The organism is Paenibacillus canaveralius (assembly GCF_047238265.1).
Taxonomy (GTDB): domain Bacteria; phylum Bacillota; class Bacilli; order Paenibacillales; family NBRC-103111; genus Paenibacillus_F.
Window position 1 is genome coordinate 4,044,652 of the sequence record NZ_JBDFMM010000001.1, and the last position, 20,906, is coordinate 4,065,557.

A 20,906-nucleotide genomic window follows, 5' to 3' on the forward strand; every position below is an offset into this window, starting at 1 on the left:
ACCCGTTTTCCGCGGAATAACGATCAAAGGAGCAGGACCTATGTGGCTATCACTGGCTCTTCCCTTACTCGCAGGGCTGTCTGTTTTTTTCTTCGGGATGAAAATGATGGAGCTCGCCCTGAACCAGCTGGCCGGGCCCCATATATACCGGTTTCTTGAAACCGCCACCCGGACGCCGGCCCACGGCCTTGTCACCGGAACCGCGCTGACGGCGCTGCTTCAAAGCTCCAGCGCCGTTACGGTGATCTCGATCGGCCTGGTCAACGCCGGCGTCCTGACCTTCCCGAGAACGCTCGGCATCATCCTCGGCACGAACATCGGCACGTGCCTGACGACCGAGCTGATCGGGCTGAACCTCGGCGCCGCCGCGCTGCCGCTGCTTCTGGCGTCGAGCGCCGTGTGGCTCGCCAGCTGGCTGCCCGGCCCCGCCCGGGGCCGGGCCGGCGCGGCGGCCGGCGGCGGGAACAGGCCCGGCGGCTCCGCTTCCGGCGCTGACAAAACGGGCCGGGCCGGTACTTCGGCGCCGGTTCAGCCAAGCGGCCGCCCCGCGGAGGGACGGCCTGACGGCTCAGCGCACGCAGGCGGCCGCGCAGCCGGTTCCCGCCCGTCGCCGAACCGCGCTCGCCCGGCGGTGCGCACGCAGGCGCCCGGGCCCTCCCCCGCGCACGATGTGGTCCGCCCGGCTTCTGTGCAGGCCGGCGCCCAAGACCCTGCGCAGGAGCCGCCAGCCGCGCGCGGCTGGCTGCACGCCGTCCGTTATGCGGCGCTGGCCGCGGCCGGCTTCGCCCTCGTGCTGATCGGCATCCGGATCATGCAGAGCATCGGTCCGGCGCTCCAGCACCTGGGGCTGTTCGCCTGGTTTATCGGGCAGGCCCAAGTCAGCCTGCTGTGGGGCGTCGTTGCCGGCGCGGCCGTTGCCGCCCTGATTCACAGCTCCAGCGCGGTTATCGCGATGGCGATGGGCTTTGCCGCCGGCGGCGTCATATCGCCGGAGCTCGGCATCGCCCTCACGCTCGGTTCCAACATCGGAACGTGCGTAACCGCCTGGCTCGCCAGTATCGGGGGCACGCGGGCAGGCGTGTTCGTCGCCTGGTCGCATATTTTGCTCAATGTGGGCGGCACGGTGCTCTTCTTCCCGCTGATCGGCCTGCTCCATGAAGTTTCGTCCTGGATGACCGCAGATCCGTCGGCTCAAATCGCGCGGGCCCAGACGCTTTTTAACGTGGCCAGTTCGCTGATTGCGCTGCCGTTCTGCTATCTTCCTATCAGTAGGAAGAAGAACCTGCAGCCCCGGACATAAGGGCGACGCCGGAGCTTGTGCCCAGACGCTGCGCTCCGGCTTCGATCATGCCGAGGGCCGTTTCCAGATCGCGGACCCCGCCGGAAGCCTTGACGCGTACGGAGGAGGATACGGATTGCCGCATCAGGCGCACGTGCTCTACAGTCGCGCCTCCGGGACCGAACCCGGTTGACGTTTTGACAAAAGCGGCTCCGGCCTCCTCCGCAAGACGGCAGGCCAGCACAATCTGCTCGTCGCTCAGGAATCCCGTTTCCAGAATCACTTTGACGATCGCCCGGCCTTTCACGGCGTCCACCACTTGCCGGATATCGTCCCTTACCGCTTCGGCGTCTCCTTCCAGCAGGCTGCCGACCGCCAGGACCATATCGATTTCTTCGGCGCCCCGCTCTGCCGCCTTTGCCGCTTCGAAAGCTTTAACCTCAGGCAGAGACGCTCCGAGCGGAAAACCGACGACCGCGCATATTTTCACCGGAGTGCCTTGAAGCTCCTCCCGGCACAGCGGCACCCAGCCGCTGTTCACGCACACGCTGTAGAAGCCGAACTCCTTCGCTTCCCCGCACAGCTTGCGGACAGCGCCGCTCTGCGCATCGGGTTTCAAAAGCGTATGATCGATATAAGACGCCAGTTTGAGAGCCTCCGTCATACAAGCCTCACCTCGTATCCGAGTTTTTGCAGTGCCGCAAGCACAACCCCGTCATTATTATCGTATCCCGATTCCGCCTGCTTCTTCCAGGCCGTTTCCGGATTCATCCATTCCACTCCGCTGATTTCTTCGATCTGAGCCTGCAGATCGCCGCCGACGGCTTCCACCAGATAATAGTGCACTTCCTTTTCCACGGTACCGTGATCGGGATGCTCATAACGATAGGCGATCACATCCAGCGGTTCCACGATTCGGCCCGTAATGCCGGTCTCTTCCGCGATTTCCCGCAGCGCCGTCTCCTCGATCGTTTCGCCGGGCTCCATCTTTCCTTTGGGCAGCGTCATTTTCCCGAATCGGTCCTGAATCAGCTGCACCTCCGTACGTTCCCCTTGTTTGCGGAACACTACGCCGCCTCCTGAAATTTCCTTCATCGGAACCATCCTTTCGGCCTCCGGCCTGTGCCGGGTCATTGTTACATTCTACCGAATATATAGGCAGACAAGCAACGGTGCAGGACGTGTGCGGCTTCTTTTTTTTGAGCGGCGGCAGCGGCTTTACGAATCTATCAAATTTTAGAAGCTTCCAATACGGAAGGAACTTTCAAAAAAAATGTTTATAAAATCTTAATCTGGAATTTATTGCTTAAAAACTTTTAATTATGTTTAATTATAGATGGGTACTTTACCCAAATTTACATTTTCAGGAGGTAACTTATGTTAGGAAAAAAATCTATGATCGCAGTCACATGTACGGGCCTCATGTTCTCTTCCCTGATGATAGCCAACTCCGCATCCGCAACCGAGACGTGCGGCGGGTATTTGTCGAATATGACAGACCCTCTCGCCATCAGAATGGAAAACGGAGAGAAAGTAATCTGGGATAATGTAGACCCCGTCCTGATTCAAAAACGGGACAAGTACGTCAGCCTGCTGAAGCAGAAAAACTGGACCATCACCTTCAACTCGGCTTACCGTCCGTACCAGTATCAGCGGCATTTGTATGAGATCGTACAGAATGCTTCCAAATCGTCCTGCGTAGCGGCGGAAAAAGCGGCGCACGGACTCGGTACGGAAGTCGCGAGACCCAGCAATACCGCACCGCACACCCGCGGCATCGCGTTTGATGCCACCGTGAGAGACTCGGCAGGCAATGCACTGAACGGCAGAACGTTCGTCAACAGCCAGCTGAGAGACGTGGCGGCGCAGGCCGGCCTCAGCTTCCCGCTTCCGACGACCGACGGCGTTCACCATATCGTTGCCGGCGGTTCCACCACACCGGACGACGGCGTGCTGAGAATCGGAGACCAGGGCCCGGAAGTAACGGAACTGCAGCAGCAGCTTAACAAAGTCGGCTACACGGTATCCACGGACGGCATCTTCGGCAGCGGAACGGACACCGCTGTGAAGCAGTTCCAGTCCGCACACGGCCTGACTTCCGACGGAATCGTAGGCGTAGCGACCAATGCCAAGCTGGACGCGCTCTCCACCACGACGGCCGTACTCCGCTCGGGCAGCTCCGGCGATGAAGTGAAAGTTCTTCAGCGTCTGCTGACCAAAAAAGGTTACACGGTAACGGCCGACGGAATTTTCGGCAGCGGCACGGAAACAGCCGTGAAGAAGTTCCAAACGGCTAACTCGCTTACTTCGGACGGAATCGTCGGTTCCGCCACTTGGTCTAAATTAAGACAGTAATTCCGGACTCAAATATTTCATACCTGACTATAAAAAGAACCCGCTCACTGTAACGTGAGCGGGTTTTGCTTTTGGGGTTTGTTTTACACCGCCGCTTCGCGTTCACGTTCCCCGGTATTCAGGTTTGCCCGCCTTCGGATTTCACCGGATTTCCTTAGCAAAATTTCAATCCTCCACATGAAACTCTCATTTCCGCGCACAAAAAAACCGCGATATACGCGGTTTCTTGATCGCAAAACGTTTTTTCCCGGCATCCTCGGACGCCAAACGGATTCCGTCCTTTAGGACATTTCCCCGTCTCAACCAGGCTCCCTGCCGGTTCAGTAACCAACAGCCGTTCCTGCGCCGGCAGGAGAAGGCGAAGGAACGGGGCTCGGGCGGGCAGCGCTCACACCGGTCCCCGCAGCGCCCTCCTCCTTCTTCGCCTGAGGCTTCGGAGTCGGCTTCGCGGAGGCCGAAGGCGTCGCCTCGCCGGAAGGCGGTTTAACTCCCGGCGAAGGCGACGGGGTTGCCCCTGCGGGAGGCTTCTCCGTGCCTTCCGGCGGCTCGGTGCCAGCGACGGGAGGTTTCACGCTTCCCGTCGCGTCCTTGGGTGGCGGGTTGCCGGTGCCCGCCGGAGTCTCTTTCCCTCCGGGAGAGGCGCCCGCCCCTTCCGCCGGCGTTTGCGACGGCGAAGGCGAAGGCGTCGCAGTCGCGGGAGCTTCCCCGGCCGTGGAGTCCGCCGTTCGCGTGCGGCTTCCGCTTTTGCGCTCTCTGGAATCGGCGGAGGCGTAGGCTTTGCCGTTTTCTCCGTTGATCCGCTGGATTTTTCCTCCGGCAAGGCGGTAGCCCCGGGGAGCTTTGAAAGCCGTAACCGGCATTCCCTTGAGCGCCTGACTCATAATTTTCTGGAAGATGGCGGCCGGAAGCTTGTCGCCGCCTGTCGTCAGGTAATGCTCGCGGTTCGTTACCGGGTAACCGACCCAGACGGCCGTCACCAGCTCCGGGGTATAGCCGACAAACCAAGCATCCTTGGAGCCGTCGATAACGCCTCCGGATGAAGTGCGGAACTCGGCTACATCGGGAAGCTGCGTCGTACCCGTCTTGCCCGCTACATCGCGGTTAAGCCTTGCGTTGCGGCCCGAACCTTCCGTAATGACCTTCTGGAGCATTTCCGACATCGTGTACGCCGTATTGGCGTCGATCACGCGCTCCGTGTTCGTTTTCTGCTCCAGAATGACGTTCCCGCTGCGGTCTTTCACCTGCGTGACCGCATAAGCGCGGGCCAGATTGCCGCCGTTCGCATACATCGTGTACGCCTGCGCCATCACAAGCGGAGAAGTCCCGTATTTCATGCCGCCCAGGGCAAGGCCGTAAACACGGTCATCGTCTTCCAGCGGAAGCCCGGCTTTGCGCCCGAAGGCCAGCGCCTTCTCGACGCCCACTTCCTTCATCATTGCCACGGCGGGGATGTTGTACGACTGGGCCAGCGCTTCCTCCATCGTCACCCAGCCATGGAACCGGTGACCGTAATTGTTCGGCTTGTAGCCCCCGGCGAACTCCGTTTCCGTGTCGTTGATCAGATCCTGGGGCTTGAATCCGGCCAGCAGCGCCGGCGTGTACACGACAAGCGGCTTGATCGTCGAGCCCGGCTGGCGTTGAAGCTGCGTCGCGTAATTAAACGCGCGGAATTCCTTCGTTTCGCTGCGGGAGCCGACCAGTCCTTTAACCGCACCGGTTTTCGCATCCAGAACGACGACGGAGCTCTGCAGCCCGCCTTTGTCCCCGGGGAAATTTTTCTTGTCCCGGTAGACGGCTTCCGCCGCATCCTGGACTTTAGGGTCCAGATTCGTGTAAATTTCCAGCCCCGACGATAAAATGTCCTGCTCCGACATTTTCGTTTTATCCAGCGTTTCCTGAATGACATAGTCCACGTAAGTGGGGTACTTGTTGCTTGCCGACAGAGACGTATTCTCCGTCAGCTTAATGGGTTCGTTCTGGGCAAGGTCGCGCTGCTCGGCCGTGATTTTACCCTGAGACGCCATCATGCTGAGCACGAGGTCCCGGCGTTCTTTCGCCTTATCGGGATTGTTAAGCGGCGAATACGCATTCGGCGACTTGGGCAGCCCCGCAAGCAGCGCCGCTTCCGCAAGCGTAAGCTCCGGCGTCTTTTTGCCGAAATAAATCTGGGAAGCCCGCTCGATTCCCCAGGCACCGCGCCCGTAATAAATGTAATTGAGGTACAGCTCCAGAATCTGCTCTTTGCCGTAATTGTTCTCGATCTTGAGCGCTGCGACCGCTTCGTTGATTTTGCGCTGAAGCGTCTGCTCCGAGCTGAACAGCTTCACTTTGGCGAGCTGCTGGGTAATCGTACTCCCGCCCTGCACAACCTCCCCGTTTTTCACATTTGTAAATAACGCGCGGCTCAAACCTTTGTAATCGATCCCGTCATGCTCGTAAAACCGGGAGTCTTCCACCGCTACAATCGCATCCGTGAGCACTTTCGGAAACGCCGAATACGGAACATATTCCATTCTGGAATTGGTCAGCTCCGTGATCAGCTCCTTATTCACATCGTAAACCCGCAGCGGCATCGGCGGCTCCTGCGCCAGCTTCGAAAGATCCGTCTGCCGGTACATTTCGATTCCCGTCTTCGCTGCCCACGCTCCTGCACCAAGTACAACGACTAACGCTCCCAGAACGACAAAACCGGCGATTTTACGTGCTTTTCTCTTCTTCTTCGGTGTCGTTCGGTCTTTTTTTCCGGGCTTATCCGTCTGCTCGGTGTCGGTCATGCGTCCCCCTCCATCCAGCTGTGTATGTAACATGCCTGCTACCTATTACCACCGGAAAAACAAGTTTCAAACACACGGCGCGTTTTTGCCCATGAAAAAACGGACCTCCGCCCCTGCAGGCAGCCGATCCGCAGCTTCAATTCTCTCTATTTTCCTATCCGATAAAAAAATGTGCCTCCGCTCTCCGGAACTCCGCAAAGCCTAAAAAATTTGATGTTTCTGCGCTCCGTCTGCCGCTTATTTGCCTGCCGCAGCCTGCTTCAGCGCCTGCTCGATAAACGAATTATCCACCACCCGGGTGACGTCGATCTTCTGTTTGATCGCATCCTGGGACAGCATAAAATCTGCCGTAGACTGCTGCGCCTCCACAAATTCCGGGGTGATGACCGCGTTCATCGGTTCGAGGTTGTCCAGCACTTTCCGGACGATTTCGGGGTCCAGCTTCTTGGCCTTGGCCAGAATACCGACCGCTTCTTCCTCGTGCTCCGCCAGCCAAAGTCTGGCTTTCTCGTACGTTTTTAAGAAAAGCACCGTCAAATCCGGATGCTCCTGTGCAAACTCGCTGCGCGCCACGATAAAACCCGGCCCGAGAAGATCGAGACTGCTTTCCGTCCGCCAGCACCGACGCTCCTCCCGCCACGATCTCGCTCGTTATAAACGGTTCCCAGACCGCCCAGGCGTCCACCGCCCCCGTCTGAAAAGCGGGCCGCGCCTCATCCGGCTGAAGCTGGACGATTTTGACGTCATCGGGCTTTAAACCGGCTTGTACGATCGCTCTGTACAGAAAAATCCAGCCGCTGCTCCCTTTGGCTACGGCAATCTTTTTGCCTTTCAGGTCCTTCACCGTTTGAAGCGGACTTCCTTTCGGAACGAGAATCGCGTTCCCCTTCTTGCCGTCGCCGCTTACGGCGATTTCTTTAAAACTAACCTTGCCCGCCTGGGCGGCGATGACAGGTCCGTTCCCGACGATCCCGAAATCGAGCCGCCCGGCCGTAATGGACTCGAAGTGGGGAGGGCCGCTTTGAAACTCCTGCCATTTGACCTCCGCCCCCGCTTCGGCGAATGCTTCCTCGAACCATTTCTTCTCCCGGGCGATGAGCAGCGGCCCCAGGCTCTGCTGGATTCCGATGCTGACCGTCAGTTTGTCCTTTCCGCTTTTCCCCGCCGGGGCCGCTCCTTCCGTTAAAGCTCCTTCTCCCCTGCCTATGCAGCCCGGCAGCAGTAGAATTATCAGAAACGCAATAGGTACGGCCCACCGGTATACGCCTCTGCCATCCGCCGCCGGGCGCCTTTTGCCTGCAGCTCTCCATCCTTTCTCCCCTTTCATCCGGTTAGGTCCTCCGTACGCACGCCTGGAGCCTACGCCTCAATCTTCTCCTTCCGACCGGAAAAAGCGATGTCCGCCGCGGCTCCGCGCTCCGCCAGTTTTCGCTTGAAAACCGGCAGCAGCAAATTCCCCGTAGTCCGGGCTTCTTCCAGATTCGGGTATCCCGAAAGAATAAACGAAGAGATCCCGATATCCGTAAATTCCAGCAGACGGTCCGCCACCTGCTCGGCGCTGCCGACGAACGTCATGGCTCCGCCGCCGCGCACGATGGAAATGCCCGCCCACAAATTCGGGCCGATGAGATATCCGTTCGCCCTTGAGCTTTCCCGCAGCGAGTTTTGCCGCTGCTGATTCGTCGCATCCGTTTCCTTAAAACGGTGGCTCGACCATTCGATCACGCTGTCGTCCACTTTGGAAATAATGTCCCACGCGTCTTTCCAGGCTTCTTCCTCGGTTTCCCGGACGACCACCTGCGCGCGCAGCCCGTAACGAAGCTCCCGCTCCTTCCCGGTGGACGCCTTCACCTCAGCCCGAATCTCCTCCACTTGCCGGATCTGCTCCCGTATCCAGTCAAGAGGCTCCGCCCACATCAGATAGACGTCGGAGGTTTCGACGGCCGTCCGTTTGCCCGCTTCGGAGCTTCCTCCGAAATAGAGGGGCGGATAGGGCTTTTGCACGGGCAGAGGAAGTCCCGCTCCGCCTTCGAGCCGGTAGTACTTCCCGTTGAAGTCGACCTTCTCCGAACCGCCGTACTTGTACCCGCCGCCGGCCAGAAATTTCTCTCCCCCGTCGTTTGACCGCGTCCACACGCTGCGGACGATATGCAGAAATTCGCGTGTGCGTGCGTACCGCTCGTCATGATCGCCCGCGAGCGGATCGCCCGTTGCCGCCAAGTCCGACGGAGATCCGCCCGTCACGACGTTGATCAGCGCCCGGCCGCCGGACAAGACATCGAGCGTCGCGGCCATTCTGGCGGCAAGCACGGGCGCGATCAGTCCCGGCCTCATCGCCACCAAAGGCTTGAGCATCTTCGTATGCGACGCGACGATAGAGCCCACAATCCAGGCATCCAGGCACGACCCGCCCGTGGGGATAAGAGCGAACGTGAAACCCGCTTCCTCCGCCGTTTGCGCCACCTGAATCATATAGGCGGCGGATGATTCTCTTTCCGGCTCGACTCCGATGTACTTGCCGTCTCCGGTGGTTGGAATAAACCAGCCGAATTCCACTTCCCGAACCGCGTTTCCCATGCTCCACGCTCCTTTTCTGTTGGTTCTTCCACACATCCATACTATACTTTTCACATATATTTAGTCGGATTTAAATCAAATAAGGTGCTCTTTTATATTCAAACCCCCTTCTCTGCAAAATGTCGCCCTTACCCGGGACCCGTCCGCTCCCTCCTCTCGGCTACGCAAAAAAGCCGGAAACAATAAGCTTTAGCTTATGTCTCCGGCTGTCCGGTAGATGGTAATCAATGGAATTGTACACCATCTTAACACCGTGCCCAGGGTCTGTCAACCCGCTACCTACGTTTCTCAGACAATCGCTTTGATCCGGTTCGCGGATGCGGATTGCTCTTCCGCCACGCCGATCAGCTTGCCTTTGGATTCGTTCACGCCGGCTTCCTGCACTTCCACCGTACATACGCGGCCGATCATTTCTTGCGGCGCTTCGAATACCATCTGCATATAGTTGTCGCTGTAACCCATCAGCAGGCCGCTGTCTTCGGCGGCATCTTTGTAGGCGCGCTCCGGAATGACTTCCAGTTGTTTGCCGACATACTGCTTGGCGTACTCCAACTGCATTTTCTCCGACAAGTCGATCAGCTCGTGAACGCGTGCGTTCTTGATCTCTTCGTCGATCTGGTCCAGCATCCGCGCCGCAGGCGTTCCGGTCCGCTTGGAATACGGGAACACGTGCATTTCCGCAAACTTCATCTGTTCCATAAAAGCATAGCCTTCCCGGAACATTTCGTCCGTCTCGCCCGGGAAACCGACGATAATGTCCGTCGTGATGGCCGCGCCCGGCAGCGCTTTATGGATAAGCTCGATCTTACGGCCGTATTCGGCCGTCGTATATTTGCGGCGCATCCGTGCCAGAACCTGGTCGTTGCCGGCCTGGAGCGGAATGTGCAGATGACGGCACATTTTATCGGAGGTGCCCAGCACTTCCAGGACTTCGTCCGTAATCTGGCTCGCCTCGATCGAGGAGATCCGGATCCGGTTCAGGCCGTCCACCTTGTCCAGGTCCCACAACAGGCGGGCCAGGCTGTAATTTTCCATATCTTCGCCGTAGCCGCCGGTATGAATACCCGTCAGTACGATTTCTTTGTAGCCCGCGTCAACGAGCATATGCGCCTGCTTGACTACGCTCTCCGGTTCCCGGCTGCGCATAAGGCCGCGCGACCAAGGAATGATGCAGAAAGTGCAAAAATTGTTGCAGCCTTCCTGAATTTTCAGAAACGCGCGGGTGCGGTCGGCAAAATCCGGCACGTCCAGTTCCTCGAACTGGCGCGTTTTCATAATGTTGCGCACGGCGTTGATCGGCTGACGCTCCTGCTGGAACTGCTTCACCAGGGAAATGATTTTGTCCCGGTCCTGCGTCCCGATAACGAGATCGACGCCGGGAATCGCCATGATTTCCGCAGGGGAAGTCTGCGCGTAGCAGCCCGTAACGGCCACGATGGCCTCGGGATTGCGCCGCACGGCACGGCGGATCATCTGGCGGCTTTTCTTGTCGCCGGTATTTGTAACGGTACACGTATTAATCACGTAAACGTCCGCCGTCTGTTCAAAATCGACCTGTTCGTACCCTTCGCCTTTGAACTTCTGCCAGATCGCTTCCGTGTCGTAAAAATTAACTTTACACCCCAAGGTGTGAAATGCCACAGTTGACATGATGTTTATCCTCCCATCTCTCCGGATTCGTATAGGATGCACGCAAGCCCGACCATCGCGGCCGTCTCCGTGCGTAAAATTCTCCGTCCGAGCGACACGGACACGCAGCCCGCAGCCTCGGCCTCGCGGACCTCCTGCTCGGTGAAGCCGCCTTCAGGTCCTACGAGCAGCAGCAGCCTGGCCGGCTTGCCGTCCGCGCCGGCTCCCTCCGCCGCTTTCCGCGAGGCTCCGGTTTCATCCGCCCGGCCGTCCCGGGAACCGAAATAACGGCGGATCGCCGTTCCGATGCCGAATCCGTCTTCTTTCTCGTAACAGATCCAGGCTCCGTCAGCGGCTTCGGACACCAGCTTCAAAAGAGCTTTCCACGAAAGCACGGACTCGATGACCGGAATCCGGTTCCGGTGCGCCTGCTCCGCCGCTTCCTTGGCTATTTTATTCCAGCGCTCGGTGCGCTTGGCTTCTTTCTTCGCATCGTACTGGACGACGGTCCGTTCGGACACGAACGGCAGAAAACGCGCGGCGCCGATTTCGGTCCCCTTCTGGATGACCGTCTCCATCTTGTCGCCCTTCGGCAGACTTTGCGCGATCCATACCTCGACGGCAGGCTCCGCGCTCATTTCCAGCGTCTCGATGATCTTCGCTTCGACGCGGTTTTTGTCGACCGCCGTAATCTCGACGATCGCTTCACGGCTTGCACCGTCGCTGCAGATGCAGCGGTCGCCCTCTTCGGCACGCATGACACGCGCGAGATGATGGGCATCGTCGCCTGTAATCACGACGGAATCAACGCCGAAATCTCCGGCTGGAATGAAATATCTTTGCATTGCGGCCACTCTTTCTTTGTCGAAAATGCGTAAAAATCGCGTACATTTCATCTTACAATGTTCTCGTGTCAAAAGCTACCGCTGGCACAAATTTTCATAAAACCGGCCGGGGCTGCCCGGCCTTCTGCGCCATTTATGAGAGGAGCCCGGCCCCTCCGCGGGAGTATCCCGGCGCCCTTTTACCCGATCAGCCTGAAAAACTGGTCGATGGGCAAGCGCTGCCCGAACAGCGAACCGATCAGATCGTTAAACGCATAAATGATATCGTACTGCAGCGAGAAAATCGGCCCCAGCGTTACCCGGTACAAAGGCGGGATAAACGCGACCAGCAGCAGGACCAGCATCCCCCACTGCTCGTATTGTCTGAGCTTTTCGCGCCCGGCGGCCGGGAGCACATCCTCCAGAATCCGGTATCCGTCGAGAGGAGGAACTGGAAGCAGGTTCAGGATGAACAGCAGCACGTTCATTTTCACGAACAGGATCATAAAAATGAGCACGGCTTTCTGAATGCCCGCGGACCAGCCCACGATTCCGGTGTAATTCAGCAGCACATAAAACACGATAATGCCGAGAAAACCGAGCACCAGATTGCTGAAAGGCCCGGCGAAGCTGACGATTACGCCCATGAGGCGGGGCTTTTTGAAATTCGAGCGCCGGACGGGAACGGGCTTCGCCCAGCCGAATCCGGCGATGACGAACAGCAGCGTCCCCAGCACATCGAGATGGACGCGGGGATTCAGCGTCACCCGGCCCTCCTTGTAAGCGGTAGGGTCCCCGAATTTGTAAGCCGAGTAGGCGTGCGCGAACTCATGCACCGTAAAGGCGATGATGAGCACGAGCAGCGTGAACGGCAGGAGCTGCAAAATGGCGTTGAAATCCCCCATGCCGCCGCCTACCGTTTCCGCGCGATCAGCACGACCCACTCTCCGTCGCGGCGCACGTCCTCAACTTCGAAGCCCGCTGCGAGAAGACCGTTTTCCACATCTTTCTGCTTGCTTAGGATGACGCCGGAAACGACGTAACATCCGCCCGGTGCCAGTACTTTGTACACATCGTCAAGGAAAAGCAGAATAATTTCCGCCAAAATGTTCGCCACGACCACCTGAACGGGGAGCTTTACGCCGAGATCGGCGCCTCCGCCCGCTTCGCTTTCTTTGAAAACGCCCAGGAGATCGCTCAGCTTCACGCTGATTTTGTTCTCCAGGCCGTTAAGCTTGACGTTATCGGTCGCGCTCGAAACCGCCACCGGGTCAAGATCGACCGCAAGAACGCTGCGGGCTCCGAGTTTGGCCGCCGCAATCGACAGGATGCCGGAACCCGTGCCCACGTCGATCACATCTTCGCCGCCCTTGATGACCTCTTCCAGCGTCTTGAGGCAAAGCGATGTGGTGGCATGGGTTCCCGTTCCGAAAGCCATTCCCGGATCAAGCTCCAGAATGATCTCGCCTTCCGATGCCTCATATTGTTCCCATGTCGGTTTGATCGTCAGACGCTCGGTGATACGGACGGGTTTAAAATACTGCTTCCAGGCGTTCGCCCAGTCTTCGTCGTCCACCTCGCGCAGCTCGTAAGTCGGATTGCCCGTATCGATGCCGAATTCGGCCAGTCCTTCAACCGATTGCTTCAGCGTACTCATGATGGATTCCGGCTCGGTTCCTTCGGAAAAATATCCTTTGATCACGGCACGGCCTTCCGGAATATCGTTAAAAGGCAGCTCGTACCACTGTCCGAGCGAAGTATCCCGCTTCTTATTCAACGTGCCGGATTCTTCGATAGAAACCCCTCCGGCTCCAAATTCATGAAGAAAATTAGAAATCATTTCAACGGCTTGTTCCGTCGTGTTTACCGTAATTTCATGCCAACGCATCGCAACTTGTTCCCCCTTGCGGATTTTAGCCTTGCTTATCCGCTCACATATCTTGTTATTGTACTATACTTTACAAGCCCGGTAAAACCGTCTGCCCCGGCCGCGCCGCCCTCCCTTGCGGAGCATGCAAAAAAGCCCTCACTCTCCGCTGGGAAACCCGGAGGTGAGAGCTTTGCCGCCGCCGCTGCGGGCTTTGACCGCCATCCGCCGTGTACGAGCCGCGGCGGTCTGCCGCTATGCGGGGCGCCTGCCCTTCGTCCGGCCCGTTACCTCGGGCAGGCCGTCAGATCTCGCCCCCGCATTCGCGGATCACGCGCATCGCCTGATGATGCACGCTCTCGTCCACCACGACCGTCAGCAGAATATCGCGGCCGGTCGGCATCCCCGACCCGCCGTCGCTCATTCCGCTGGCGGTAGGATCCGCCGCCGCGAGAATTCCCGCGTCGTGCGAATACCACTCGGCACTCTGCGTCAAGTTGCCGAGGCTGGCGAAATCGCCGGTCAGCGGATTCATCTGCCGCTGAACGTCTTCTCCCTGAAAGCGGTCGAAGCGGGCGATCTGCATATCGATCACCCGCAGCGCTTTCAGCTTGGCTGACGCCCCCTCGGCTTCCTCGGGGGAGCGGAAAGTCGCGAGTATGCTCTTCTCGCTCATGAACCCTGCCGCTCCTGACGGCTGTCCGCGGCATTCGCGCGCTGCAGGGCTTCCAGATCCTCCGCGTCGGCCGCTTCCGAACTGAATTCCACATCCTCGTTTTTGCCGATCGGAATCAGCTGGGAGATTTCTTCGGAGATTTCTTCCTGTTCGTTCCGGTTTTCGCTCATCGTATATGCCTCCTTTATGCAAGCTAAAAATTAGCATGCTTTACAGAAGCATTTTTTATGCAGCAGGGGGCGTGCTCCTCCAGCCCGGCTTCCCCCCGCGAGGCCCGCGGCGCAGTCTCTACTCCCACGACGGAGGCCGGCGGCAAGCCTCTCGTCCGTTTGCATCCGAATTCGACCCCGATACGGCCGGGCTCACGGATTGGGACAAGGGCCTTCTTACCACCGGCAAAAACAGCGGAGGAGTTACGGCGCAACCCGCTGCACGGCCATTGAGCCTATCGAGCTTATCCGAGGTTTCCCTTTAACTCCCCGAATCGTCCATTCGGATTTTTTTCACGTCTCTTTTCGCGACCCCCACCAGATAGATCAGGTAAATGACTCCGACTGACGTCCAGATTAATCCCAGTGTCATCGAGTGGCGGTCCAAATGCGTCCAGATGTAAGCCACAAACGCCGCTCCGATCAAGGGGGCGACGAGATAACGCATATAATCGCCGAAACTTCTCTGCTTCTTTTTAAACATATAATGAATGATGACCGAAAGGTTTACAAACGTGAATGCGATCAGCGCCCCGAAGTTAATAAACGAAGTGGCCGTAACGAGATCGAGCTTTAACGCGATCAGCGAAATACAGCCGATAAACAGGACGTTATAAACCGGCGTCCCCGATTTTGGATGTACATACCCGAAAAACTTTTTCGGCAGATAGCTGTCACGGCCCATGGCGTACAAAAGGCGGGTAACGCTCGTCAGCGAAACAAGGCCCGAGGCCAGTGTAGACGAAAGCGCCGCGGCCAGGAACACGAGCTGAAACACTTTGCCCCCGATAAACAAGGCGATTTCCGGCGAGGCTCCTTCCGGGTCCTCAAACACGGAAACGTCCGGGAAGAGCGATTGGGTAAAGTAGGAAGCCGTCATAAACAGGAGCCCCCCGATCATCGCGACGAGAATGATGGCCCGCGGCGTGTTCTTTTCCGGGTCCACCGTCTCTTCGGTCAAAGTCGATACCGCATCGAATCCGAGGAAAGCGAAGCACAGGATCGAGGCGCCCACGAGCAGGGCCGGGATAGACATATCCGGGGCGTAGAAAGGCTGGGCGGTAAATACTTCTCCGACTCCTTGCCCGTTCATAAGGCCTTTTACGGCGAGAGCGGCGAACAGGACCACGACGACGATCTGGAACAGCACGAGAAACGTGTTGACCGAAGCCGTTATTTTTACCTTCAGCAGGTTCAGCACCGTTATAAAGAGGACAAAACCGACGATCCAGATCCAGGCCGGAATCTCCGGGAAAACCGCGGACAAATAAATGCCCGTCAGCAGGGCGTTGATCATGGGCAGGAACAAGTAGTCCAGCAGCGCCGCCCAACCGACCAGAAAGCCCGCATACGGATGAATCGTGTTCCGTGCGTACGCGTAAGCCGAGCCCGCGGTCGGGTATACTTTCACCATTTTGCCGTAGCTGGACGCCGTGAAAAGAATCGCCAGCAGAGTCAGCGCGTAAGCGGCCGGGACGTGCCCTCCCGTTTCCTTCGAAACGATACCATATGTGTCGAAGACGGCCATGGGAGCCATATAACCGAGGCCGATGACCACGATATGCCAAAGCTTCAGCGTCCGCCGCAATTCCATGTTGGGTTTCAAGTAAGACTCTCCTTTGCGTTGAAAATTGCCGTCCGCGCTCCCGTGCGGGAGCGTCCCTGTAGGGGCACAACGAATTATTATACAGCAAATTGCATGATGTTCCAGCCCGAAATTTTACCCATCCGCAAAAGAAAAAGCACCTTTCCCCCAGGGAAAGGTGCTCGCTTCGCAGGCATGCGCCATGCGGTTATGTTCCGGGAATCAGTCTCCGCGGAACGCCTTGCGCATCCGGTCGAAGAAAGACTCCTCGTGCTCTTTCGTATCTTCTCCGCTCACTTTCGCGAACTCGCGGAGCAGATCCTTCTGCTCGTCGGTCATGTTTTTCGGCGTCACGATCACGACGCGCACATGCTGGTCGCCCTGTCCGTAACCGCGAAGCTTCGGCACGCCTTTGCCGCGCAGACGGAAATACGTTCCCGTATCCGTGCCTGCCGGAATCTTCAGCTTCACTTTCTCCGTCAGGGTCGGCACTTCCACTTCCGCGCCGAGCGCCGCCTGAACGAAGGTCAGCGGCATATCCAGATAAATATCGTCGTCTCTGCGCTCGAAATACTCGTGCGCCTTCACGTGAATAACGACGTACAGGTCACCCGCCGGGCCTCCGCGCGTACCGCTTTCGCCCTCTCCGCTGACGCGGAGCTGAGCGCCGTCGTCTACGCCGGCTGGGATTTTGATGTGTATCTTACGCTGCTTCTTGACCTTGCCGGAACCGCCGCATTCTCCGCACTTGTGACGGATAATTTTGCCTTGGCCGTTACAGGTCGAGCAGGGACGGCGGTTCACGATACGGCCGAACGGCGTATTCTGAACCACTTCCTGCTGTCCCGAACCTTGACAGGTGGTACAGGTCTCCGGGTGTGTGCCCGGTTTGGCGCCCGAACCCGAGCACTTGTCGCAGTTTTCCGTACGCGGAATCTGCAGATCCAGTTCCTTGCCGAATACCGCTTCCTTGAATTCGATTTGCAGGTTATACTGCAGATCGCTGCCGCGCTGCGGCGCGTTCGGATTGCGCCGGCCGCCGCCTCCGCCCCCGAAGAACATATCGAAAATATCTCCGAATCCTCCGAAATCGGCGCCGCCCATGCCTCCGCCGCCCATTCCCTGATTCGGATCGACATGCCCGAAACGGTCGTACGTCGAGCGCTTCTGATCGTCGCTCAGTACGTCGTACGCTTCTTTGGCCTCTTTAAACTTCGTTTCGGCATCGTCCGCCTTGTTCACATCCGGATGATATTGGCGCGCCAGTTTCCGGTACGCTTTTTTGACATCCTCCGCGGACGCGTCTTTGCCGACACCCAGCACTTCATAATAGTCCCGTTTACTCATCGCTCCACCCCCGCTGCTTTGCGGCAACCTCAACCGGACACTCTCCTCGCAACATAGGGAAAGTCAAAGCCGTTTTCGGACGGCTTTGACTTCTCTTTGTGTCTGACAATTCCCGGTGTGAAATTCCCTTATTTCTTGTCTTTGTCCTCGTCAACCACTTCGTAATCCGCATCGACTACGTTGTCTTTCTTGCCCGCGTCGGATGCTTCTCCAGCCGCTTCGCCCGCGCCTTGCTGCTGGGCCGCCTGCTCGTAGAGCTTCACGGAAAGCTGCTGAACCACTTCGGTCAGCTCTTCCGTAGCCGCTTTGATTGCAGCCAGGTCGTTGCCTTCGAGCGCCTGCTTCACTTTTTCTTTCGCGGCGTTCGCTTTGTCGATCTCGGCCTGGTCGACTTTGTCGCCCAGATCTTTGATCGTTTTGTCCGTGCTGTACACAAGCTGGTCAGCCTGGTTGCGGACTTCAACGAGTTCTTTGCGGTTGCGGTCTTCTTCGGCGTGAGCCTCCGCGTCCTTCATCATTTTATCGATTTCTTCATCGCTCAGACCGCTGGAAGAAGTGATCGTAATCTTCTGGCTTTTGCCTGTTCCTTTATCGAGAGCCGATACGTTTACGATGCCGTTCGCATCGATATCGAAGGTAACTTCGACTTGCGGAACACCGCGCGGCGCCGGAGGAATATCTCCCAGCATGAAGCGTCCGAGTGTTTTGTTATCGTTAGCCATTGCGCGCTCGCCTTGCAGAACGTGAATTTCCACGCTCGTCTGGTTGTCCGCGTAAGTCGTGTACACCTGGGATTTGCTTGTAGGGATCGTCGTGTTGCGGTCGATCATTTTGGTGAACACGCCGCCGGCCGTCTCGATACCGAGGGACAGCGGAGTTACGTCCAGAAGGACCACATCTTTCACGTCGCCGGTCAGCACGCCCGCTTGTACGGCGGCGCCCAGAGCAACCACTTCGTCCGGGTTAACGCCTTTGTGCGGATCTTTGCCGATCAGCTTTTTGATTTCTTCGACAACTGCCGGAATACGAGTCGATCCGCCGACCAGTACGACTTTGTCGATTTGGCTTGGGGACAAGCCTGCATCGCTCAGAGCCTGGCGAGTCGGGCCGAGTGTTCTTTCTACCAGATGTGCGGAAAGCTCTTCGAACTTGGCGCGGGTCAGGTTAAGCTCCAAGTGCTGAGGCACTCCGTCAACTACCGTGATGAACGGCAGGGAAACCGTCGTTGTCAGGACGCTGGAAAGCTCTTTCTTCGCTTTCTCGGCCGCATCTTTCAGACGCTGCACAGCCGCTTTGTCCTTGCTCAGATCAATTCCGTGCTCTTTCTTGAATTCAGCCGTCAGGTGATCGATGATCACTTGGTCGAAGTCGTCGCCGCCCAGCTTGTTGTCGCCGCTTGTCGCTTTAACTTCGAAGAAGCCGTCGCCGAGTTCAAGGATGGATACGTCAAACGTACCGCCGCCAAGGTCATACACGAGGATCGTCTGATCTTCGGATTTCTCCAGACCGTAAGCAAGTGCGGCCGCGGTAGGCTCGTTGACGATACGGAGCACTTCGAGGCCCGCGATTTTACCGGCGTCTTTGGTCGCTTGACGCTGGCTGTCGTTGAAGTAAGCCGGAACGGTGATAACCGCCTGCGTTACCGGGGAGCCCAGGTAAGCCTCGGCGTCAGCTTTCAGCTTTTGCAGAATGATCGCGGAAATCTCTTGCGGCGTGTAGTCTTTGCCGTCAATGGATTCCTTGTGGTTCGTACCGATGTGACGCTTGATGGAGATAATCGTACGGTCCGGGTTCGTGATGGACTGGCGTTTTGCCGTCTCGCCCACAACACGCTCCCCGTCTTTCTTGAAGCCCACTACGGAAGGAGTGGTGCGGTTTCCTTCGGCGTTAGGGATAACGACGGCTTCGCCGCCTTCCATTACGGCTACGCAGGAGTTGGTGGTTCCTAAGTCAATACCGATTACTTTACTCATAATAATCTATTTCCTCCTTATTAGGGGTGCGTATATATGAATTCGCCGGGCCCGAATGCCCTTCCGGCTTACATGCTCACTTTAACCATCGAAGGACGGATTACTTTATCCTTCAGCATGTAGCCCTTCTGGACTTCTTCCACAACGATGCCTTCTTCATGCTCATCCGATTCCACCTGCATGATCGCCTGGTGGAATTCAGGGTTAAAGGGCTGGCCAACCGCTTCGATCGGCGTCAGACCCTCCTGGGTCATCAGCTGCTCGAGCTGTCTGTACACCATTTCGATCCCTTTGGTGAGAGCTTCGAAATCCTGCGTCTCGCGGCTGGAAACCAGTGCACGGTCGAAATTGTCGATGACCGGCAGCATTTGTTCGATCAGCTTAAGAGAAGCGTACTTCGCAAACTCTTCTTTCTCCTGGCGGGTGCGGCGGCGGAAATTGTCGAAATCGGCCTGGGCGCGCAGCAAACGCTGCTGGCTCTCCTCAGCCGCTTTACGAAGTTCATCCAGTTCCGCGTTCCGGCCGGAGGCCGCGCCTTCCGCTTCAGGAGCCGCCGCTTCGGCTGCTTCCGCTTGTTCCGCGTCGTATGTAGCTTCTTCTGCTTCCGCGGTGTTCGTATCCGGGTTGATGTTCTTTGTTTCTTCGGTACTCACTTGTCGTGTTCACCTCCTTGAAAGAGTGGACGGGCCGGCGTCAGCCGGCCACGTTTAAGTTTGCCCCAGCTAATCCCGCTTAAACTTGGTGCAAACTCTTGTTGTAAGCCTGTCTCGTTATTTGTACCACCTGGACAGAAGAACTTCCATATTGGCGGACAAGTGCTCGAGAAGCCGGATCACTTTGGCATATTCCATCCGCGTGGGTCCGAGTATACCGATCGTTCCAAGCGGCTGATCGTCATACGAATAGGTCGCCGTAATCAGGCTGCAATCGTTCATGGCGGCCAGACTGTTCTCCGAACCGATCTTGATTTGGAGACCTGTGGGCGACGAAGTCACCAATTTGAATAAAACCGGAGTTTGCTCCAGCAGATCCAAAATATTTTTAACTTTATCCACATCTTTAAATTCGGGCTGTGTCAGCATATTGGTCGTGCCGCCCAGGAAAATGCGGTCTTTCTCGTCATTCTCAAGCACGCTTTCGACCATGGTGAAAAGCTCGTGGTAGCCCTCGGCGTACTTATTCAGCTCACCGGCCACTTCCGTATAGAGCTTCGACTTGAACTGCAGCAGCGGCACCCCCTGAAGGCGTGCGTTGAGCAGGTTGACGACTTTCTCGATTTCGTTCATCGGCAATCCCGGCGGGATCGCAACGGTTTTATTCTCGACATGTCCCGTGTTCGTCACGATAATCGCGACGGCGGTCTTATCGTTCAGCGGAATAATCTGCAGGTGCTTCAGCGTGTTCGTAAAAACCTCGGGCCCGAGTACAATCGATGTGTAATTGGTCAGACCCGACAGCATATTCGCGGTGTGCTGAATGACCTCTTCCATCTCCTGGACCTTCTCCGCGAAGAACAGTTTGACCGTCTCCAGCTCGTGAGCATCCAGCGTACCGTGCCGCACCAGGTGATCTACATAATAACGGTACCCTTTATGAGAAGGAATACGGCCTGCTGACGTATGCGGCTGCTCCAGAAAGCCCAATTCTTCGAGATCCGACATTTCGTTGCGGATCGTGGCCGGGCTGAACCCGACATCGCCCCGTTTGGAAATGCTTCTGGAACCGATCGGCTCCGCGGAACGAATATAATCATCTACAATGGCATTCAAAATCATCCGCTGACGCTCCGTCAACATACTAACTCCTCCTTT

At 57.4% G+C, this 20,906-nt stretch carries 17 protein-coding genes and 1 pseudogene; 2 read left to right on the forward strand and 16 right to left on the reverse strand.

Annotated features, from left to right (window positions below):
• Positions 1 to 40: 40 nt before the first annotated feature.
• Positions 41 to 1,300: a Na/Pi cotransporter family protein gene (locus ABC395_RS18250; RefSeq protein WP_413005246.1), complete on the forward strand. Its 1,260-nt coding sequence runs from the start codon at positions 41 to 43 to the stop codon at positions 1,298 to 1,300.
• Here the strand turns inward: ABC395_RS18250 and deoC are convergent.
• On the reverse strand, positions 1,266 to 1,943 hold the full coding sequence (gene deoC, locus ABC395_RS18255) for a deoxyribose-phosphate aldolase (protein ID WP_413005248.1): 678 nt from the start codon (positions 1,941 to 1,943) through the stop codon (positions 1,266 to 1,268). The genes ABC395_RS18250 and deoC overlap by 35 nt on opposite strands.
• Entirely contained in the window at positions 1,940 to 2,383 is a 444-nt protein-coding gene (locus ABC395_RS18260; protein ID WP_413005250.1) for an NUDIX hydrolase, read from the reverse strand. The genes deoC and ABC395_RS18260 overlap by 4 nt, the downstream gene beginning before the upstream one ends.
• Positions 2,384 to 2,656: 273 nt before the next feature.
• Between ABC395_RS18260 and ABC395_RS18265 the strand changes: the two genes are divergently transcribed.
• A complete protein-coding gene (locus ABC395_RS18265) occupies positions 2,657 to 3,634 on the forward strand; it encodes a peptidoglycan-binding protein (protein ID WP_413005252.1) in 978 nt (325 codons plus the stop codon).
• A 320-nt stretch (positions 3,635 to 3,954) separates the two neighbouring features.
• Here ABC395_RS18265 and ABC395_RS18270 read toward each other — a convergent pair whose 3' ends face one another.
• The 14 genes and pseudogenes from ABC395_RS18270 to hrcA form a co-directional block, all read right to left on the reverse strand.
• A complete protein-coding gene (locus tag ABC395_RS18270) occupies positions 3,955 to 6,408 on the reverse strand; it encodes a transglycosylase domain-containing protein (protein WP_413005254.1) in 2,454 nt (817 codons plus the stop codon).
• A 237-nt stretch (positions 6,409 to 6,645) separates the two neighbouring features.
• Positions 6,646 to 7,735 (reverse strand): annotated as a pseudogene (locus ABC395_RS18275) (aliphatic sulfonate ABC transporter substrate-binding protein).
• Between the two features lie 32 nt (positions 7,736 to 7,767).
• On the reverse strand, positions 7,768 to 8,985 hold the full coding sequence (locus ABC395_RS18280) for an LLM class flavin-dependent oxidoreductase (RefSeq protein ID WP_413005256.1): 1,218 nt from the start codon (positions 8,983 to 8,985) through the stop codon (positions 7,768 to 7,770).
• 288 nt (positions 8,986 to 9,273) lie between these two features.
• Positions 9,274 to 10,635 (reverse strand): tRNA (N(6)-L-threonylcarbamoyladenosine(37)-C(2))-methylthiotransferase MtaB, encoded by a 1,362-nt coding sequence (gene mtaB / locus ABC395_RS18285; protein ID WP_413005258.1) that lies wholly within the window; start codon positions 10,633 to 10,635, stop codon positions 9,274 to 9,276.
• A 5-nt stretch (positions 10,636 to 10,640) separates the two neighbouring features.
• Positions 10,641 to 11,459 (reverse strand): RsmE family RNA methyltransferase, encoded by an 819-nt coding sequence (locus ABC395_RS18290; protein WP_413005260.1) that lies wholly within the window; start codon positions 11,457 to 11,459, stop codon positions 10,641 to 10,643.
• A 179-nt stretch (positions 11,460 to 11,638) separates the two neighbouring features.
• Positions 11,639 to 12,343: a site-2 protease family protein gene (locus ABC395_RS18295; RefSeq protein ID WP_103993521.1), complete on the reverse strand. Its 705-nt coding sequence runs from the start codon at positions 12,341 to 12,343 to the stop codon at positions 11,639 to 11,641.
• 8 nt (positions 12,344 to 12,351) lie between these two features.
• The gene (gene prmA / locus ABC395_RS18300) at positions 12,352 to 13,326 is read right to left on the reverse strand and encodes a 50S ribosomal protein L11 methyltransferase (RefSeq protein WP_413005262.1); all 975 of its coding nucleotides are present in this window, start codon (positions 13,324 to 13,326) and stop codon (positions 12,352 to 12,354) included.
• A gap of 283 nt (positions 13,327 to 13,609) precedes the next feature.
• Complete coding sequence (locus ABC395_RS18305; RefSeq protein WP_413005264.1) at positions 13,610 to 13,981, reverse strand: hypothetical protein; 372 nt, start codon at positions 13,979 to 13,981, stop codon at positions 13,610 to 13,612.
• On the reverse strand, positions 13,978 to 14,151 hold the full coding sequence (locus tag ABC395_RS18310; protein WP_413005266.1) for a YfhD family protein: 174 nt from the start codon (positions 14,149 to 14,151) through the stop codon (positions 13,978 to 13,980). Before ABC395_RS18310 ends, ABC395_RS18305 begins: the two co-directional genes overlap by 4 nt.
• 301 nt (positions 14,152 to 14,452) lie before the next feature.
• Positions 14,453 to 15,796 (reverse strand): APC family permease, encoded by a 1,344-nt coding sequence (locus tag ABC395_RS18315; protein ID WP_413005268.1) that lies wholly within the window; start codon positions 15,794 to 15,796, stop codon positions 14,453 to 14,455.
• Positions 15,797 to 15,997: 201 nt separating this feature from the next.
• A complete protein-coding gene (gene dnaJ / locus ABC395_RS18320; protein WP_009675385.1) occupies positions 15,998 to 17,122 on the reverse strand; it encodes a molecular chaperone DnaJ in 1,125 nt (374 codons plus the stop codon).
• A gap of 128 nt (positions 17,123 to 17,250) precedes the next feature.
• Complete coding sequence (dnaK, locus tag ABC395_RS18325; protein ID WP_413005271.1) at positions 17,251 to 19,095, reverse strand: molecular chaperone DnaK; 1,845 nt, start codon at positions 19,093 to 19,095, stop codon at positions 17,251 to 17,253.
• A 68-nt stretch (positions 19,096 to 19,163) separates the two neighbouring features.
• Entirely contained in the window at positions 19,164 to 19,748 is a 585-nt protein-coding gene (gene grpE, locus ABC395_RS18330; protein WP_413005273.1) for a nucleotide exchange factor GrpE, read from the reverse strand.
• A 117-nt stretch (positions 19,749 to 19,865) separates the two neighbouring features.
• Positions 19,866 to 20,891, reverse strand: a complete 1,026-nt coding sequence (gene hrcA / locus ABC395_RS18335) for a heat-inducible transcriptional repressor HrcA (protein ID WP_103993514.1) — start codon at positions 20,889 to 20,891, stop codon at positions 19,866 to 19,868.
• Positions 20,892 to 20,906: the final 15 nt, after the last annotated feature.

What these genes read in the sequence shown, in the direction of transcription:
- ABC395_RS18250 (WP_413005246.1), top strand. Translation starts at nt 41, where the DNA reads ATGTGGCTATCACTGGCTCTTCCCTTACTCGCAGGGCTGTCTGTTTTT.
- deoC (WP_413005248.1), bottom strand. Translation starts at nt 1,943, where the DNA reads ATGACGGAGGCTCTCAAACTGGCGTCTTATATCGATCATACGCTTTTG.
- ABC395_RS18260 (WP_413005250.1), bottom strand. Translation starts at nt 2,383, where the DNA reads ATGGTTCCGATGAAGGAAATTTCAGGAGGCGGCGTAGTGTTCCGCAAA.
- ABC395_RS18265 (WP_413005252.1), top strand. Translation starts at nt 2,657, where the DNA reads ATGTTAGGAAAAAAATCTATGATCGCAGTCACATGTACGGGCCTCATG.
- ABC395_RS18270 (WP_413005254.1), bottom strand. Translation starts at nt 6,408, where the DNA reads ATGACCGACACCGAGCAGACGGATAAGCCCGGAAAAAAAGACCGAACG.
- ABC395_RS18280 (WP_413005256.1), bottom strand. Translation starts at nt 8,985, where the DNA reads ATGGGAAACGCGGTTCGGGAAGTGGAATTCGGCTGGTTTATTCCAACC.
- mtaB (WP_413005258.1), bottom strand. Translation starts at nt 10,635, where the DNA reads ATGTCAACTGTGGCATTTCACACCTTGGGGTGTAAAGTTAATTTTTAC.
- ABC395_RS18290 (WP_413005260.1), bottom strand. Translation starts at nt 11,459, where the DNA reads ATGCAAAGATATTTCATTCCAGCCGGAGATTTCGGCGTTGATTCCGTC.
- ABC395_RS18295 (WP_103993521.1), bottom strand. Translation starts at nt 12,343, where the DNA reads ATGGGGGATTTCAACGCCATTTTGCAGCTCCTGCCGTTCACGCTGCTC.
- prmA (WP_413005262.1), bottom strand. Translation starts at nt 13,326, where the DNA reads ATGCGTTGGCATGAAATTACGGTAAACACGACGGAACAAGCCGTTGAA.
- ABC395_RS18305 (WP_413005264.1), bottom strand. Translation starts at nt 13,981, where the DNA reads ATGAGCGAGAAGAGCATACTCGCGACTTTCCGCTCCCCCGAGGAAGCC.
- ABC395_RS18310 (WP_413005266.1), bottom strand. Translation starts at nt 14,151, where the DNA reads ATGAGCGAAAACCGGAACGAACAGGAAGAAATCTCCGAAGAAATCTCC.
- dnaJ (WP_009675385.1), bottom strand. Translation starts at nt 17,122, where the DNA reads ATGAGTAAACGGGACTATTATGAAGTGCTGGGTGTCGGCAAAGACGCG.
- dnaK (WP_413005271.1), bottom strand. Translation starts at nt 19,095, where the DNA reads ATGAGTAAAGTAATCGGTATTGACTTAGGAACCACCAACTCCTGCGTA.
- hrcA (WP_103993514.1), bottom strand. Translation starts at nt 20,891, where the DNA reads ATGTTGACGGAGCGTCAGCGGATGATTTTGAATGCCATTGTAGATGAT.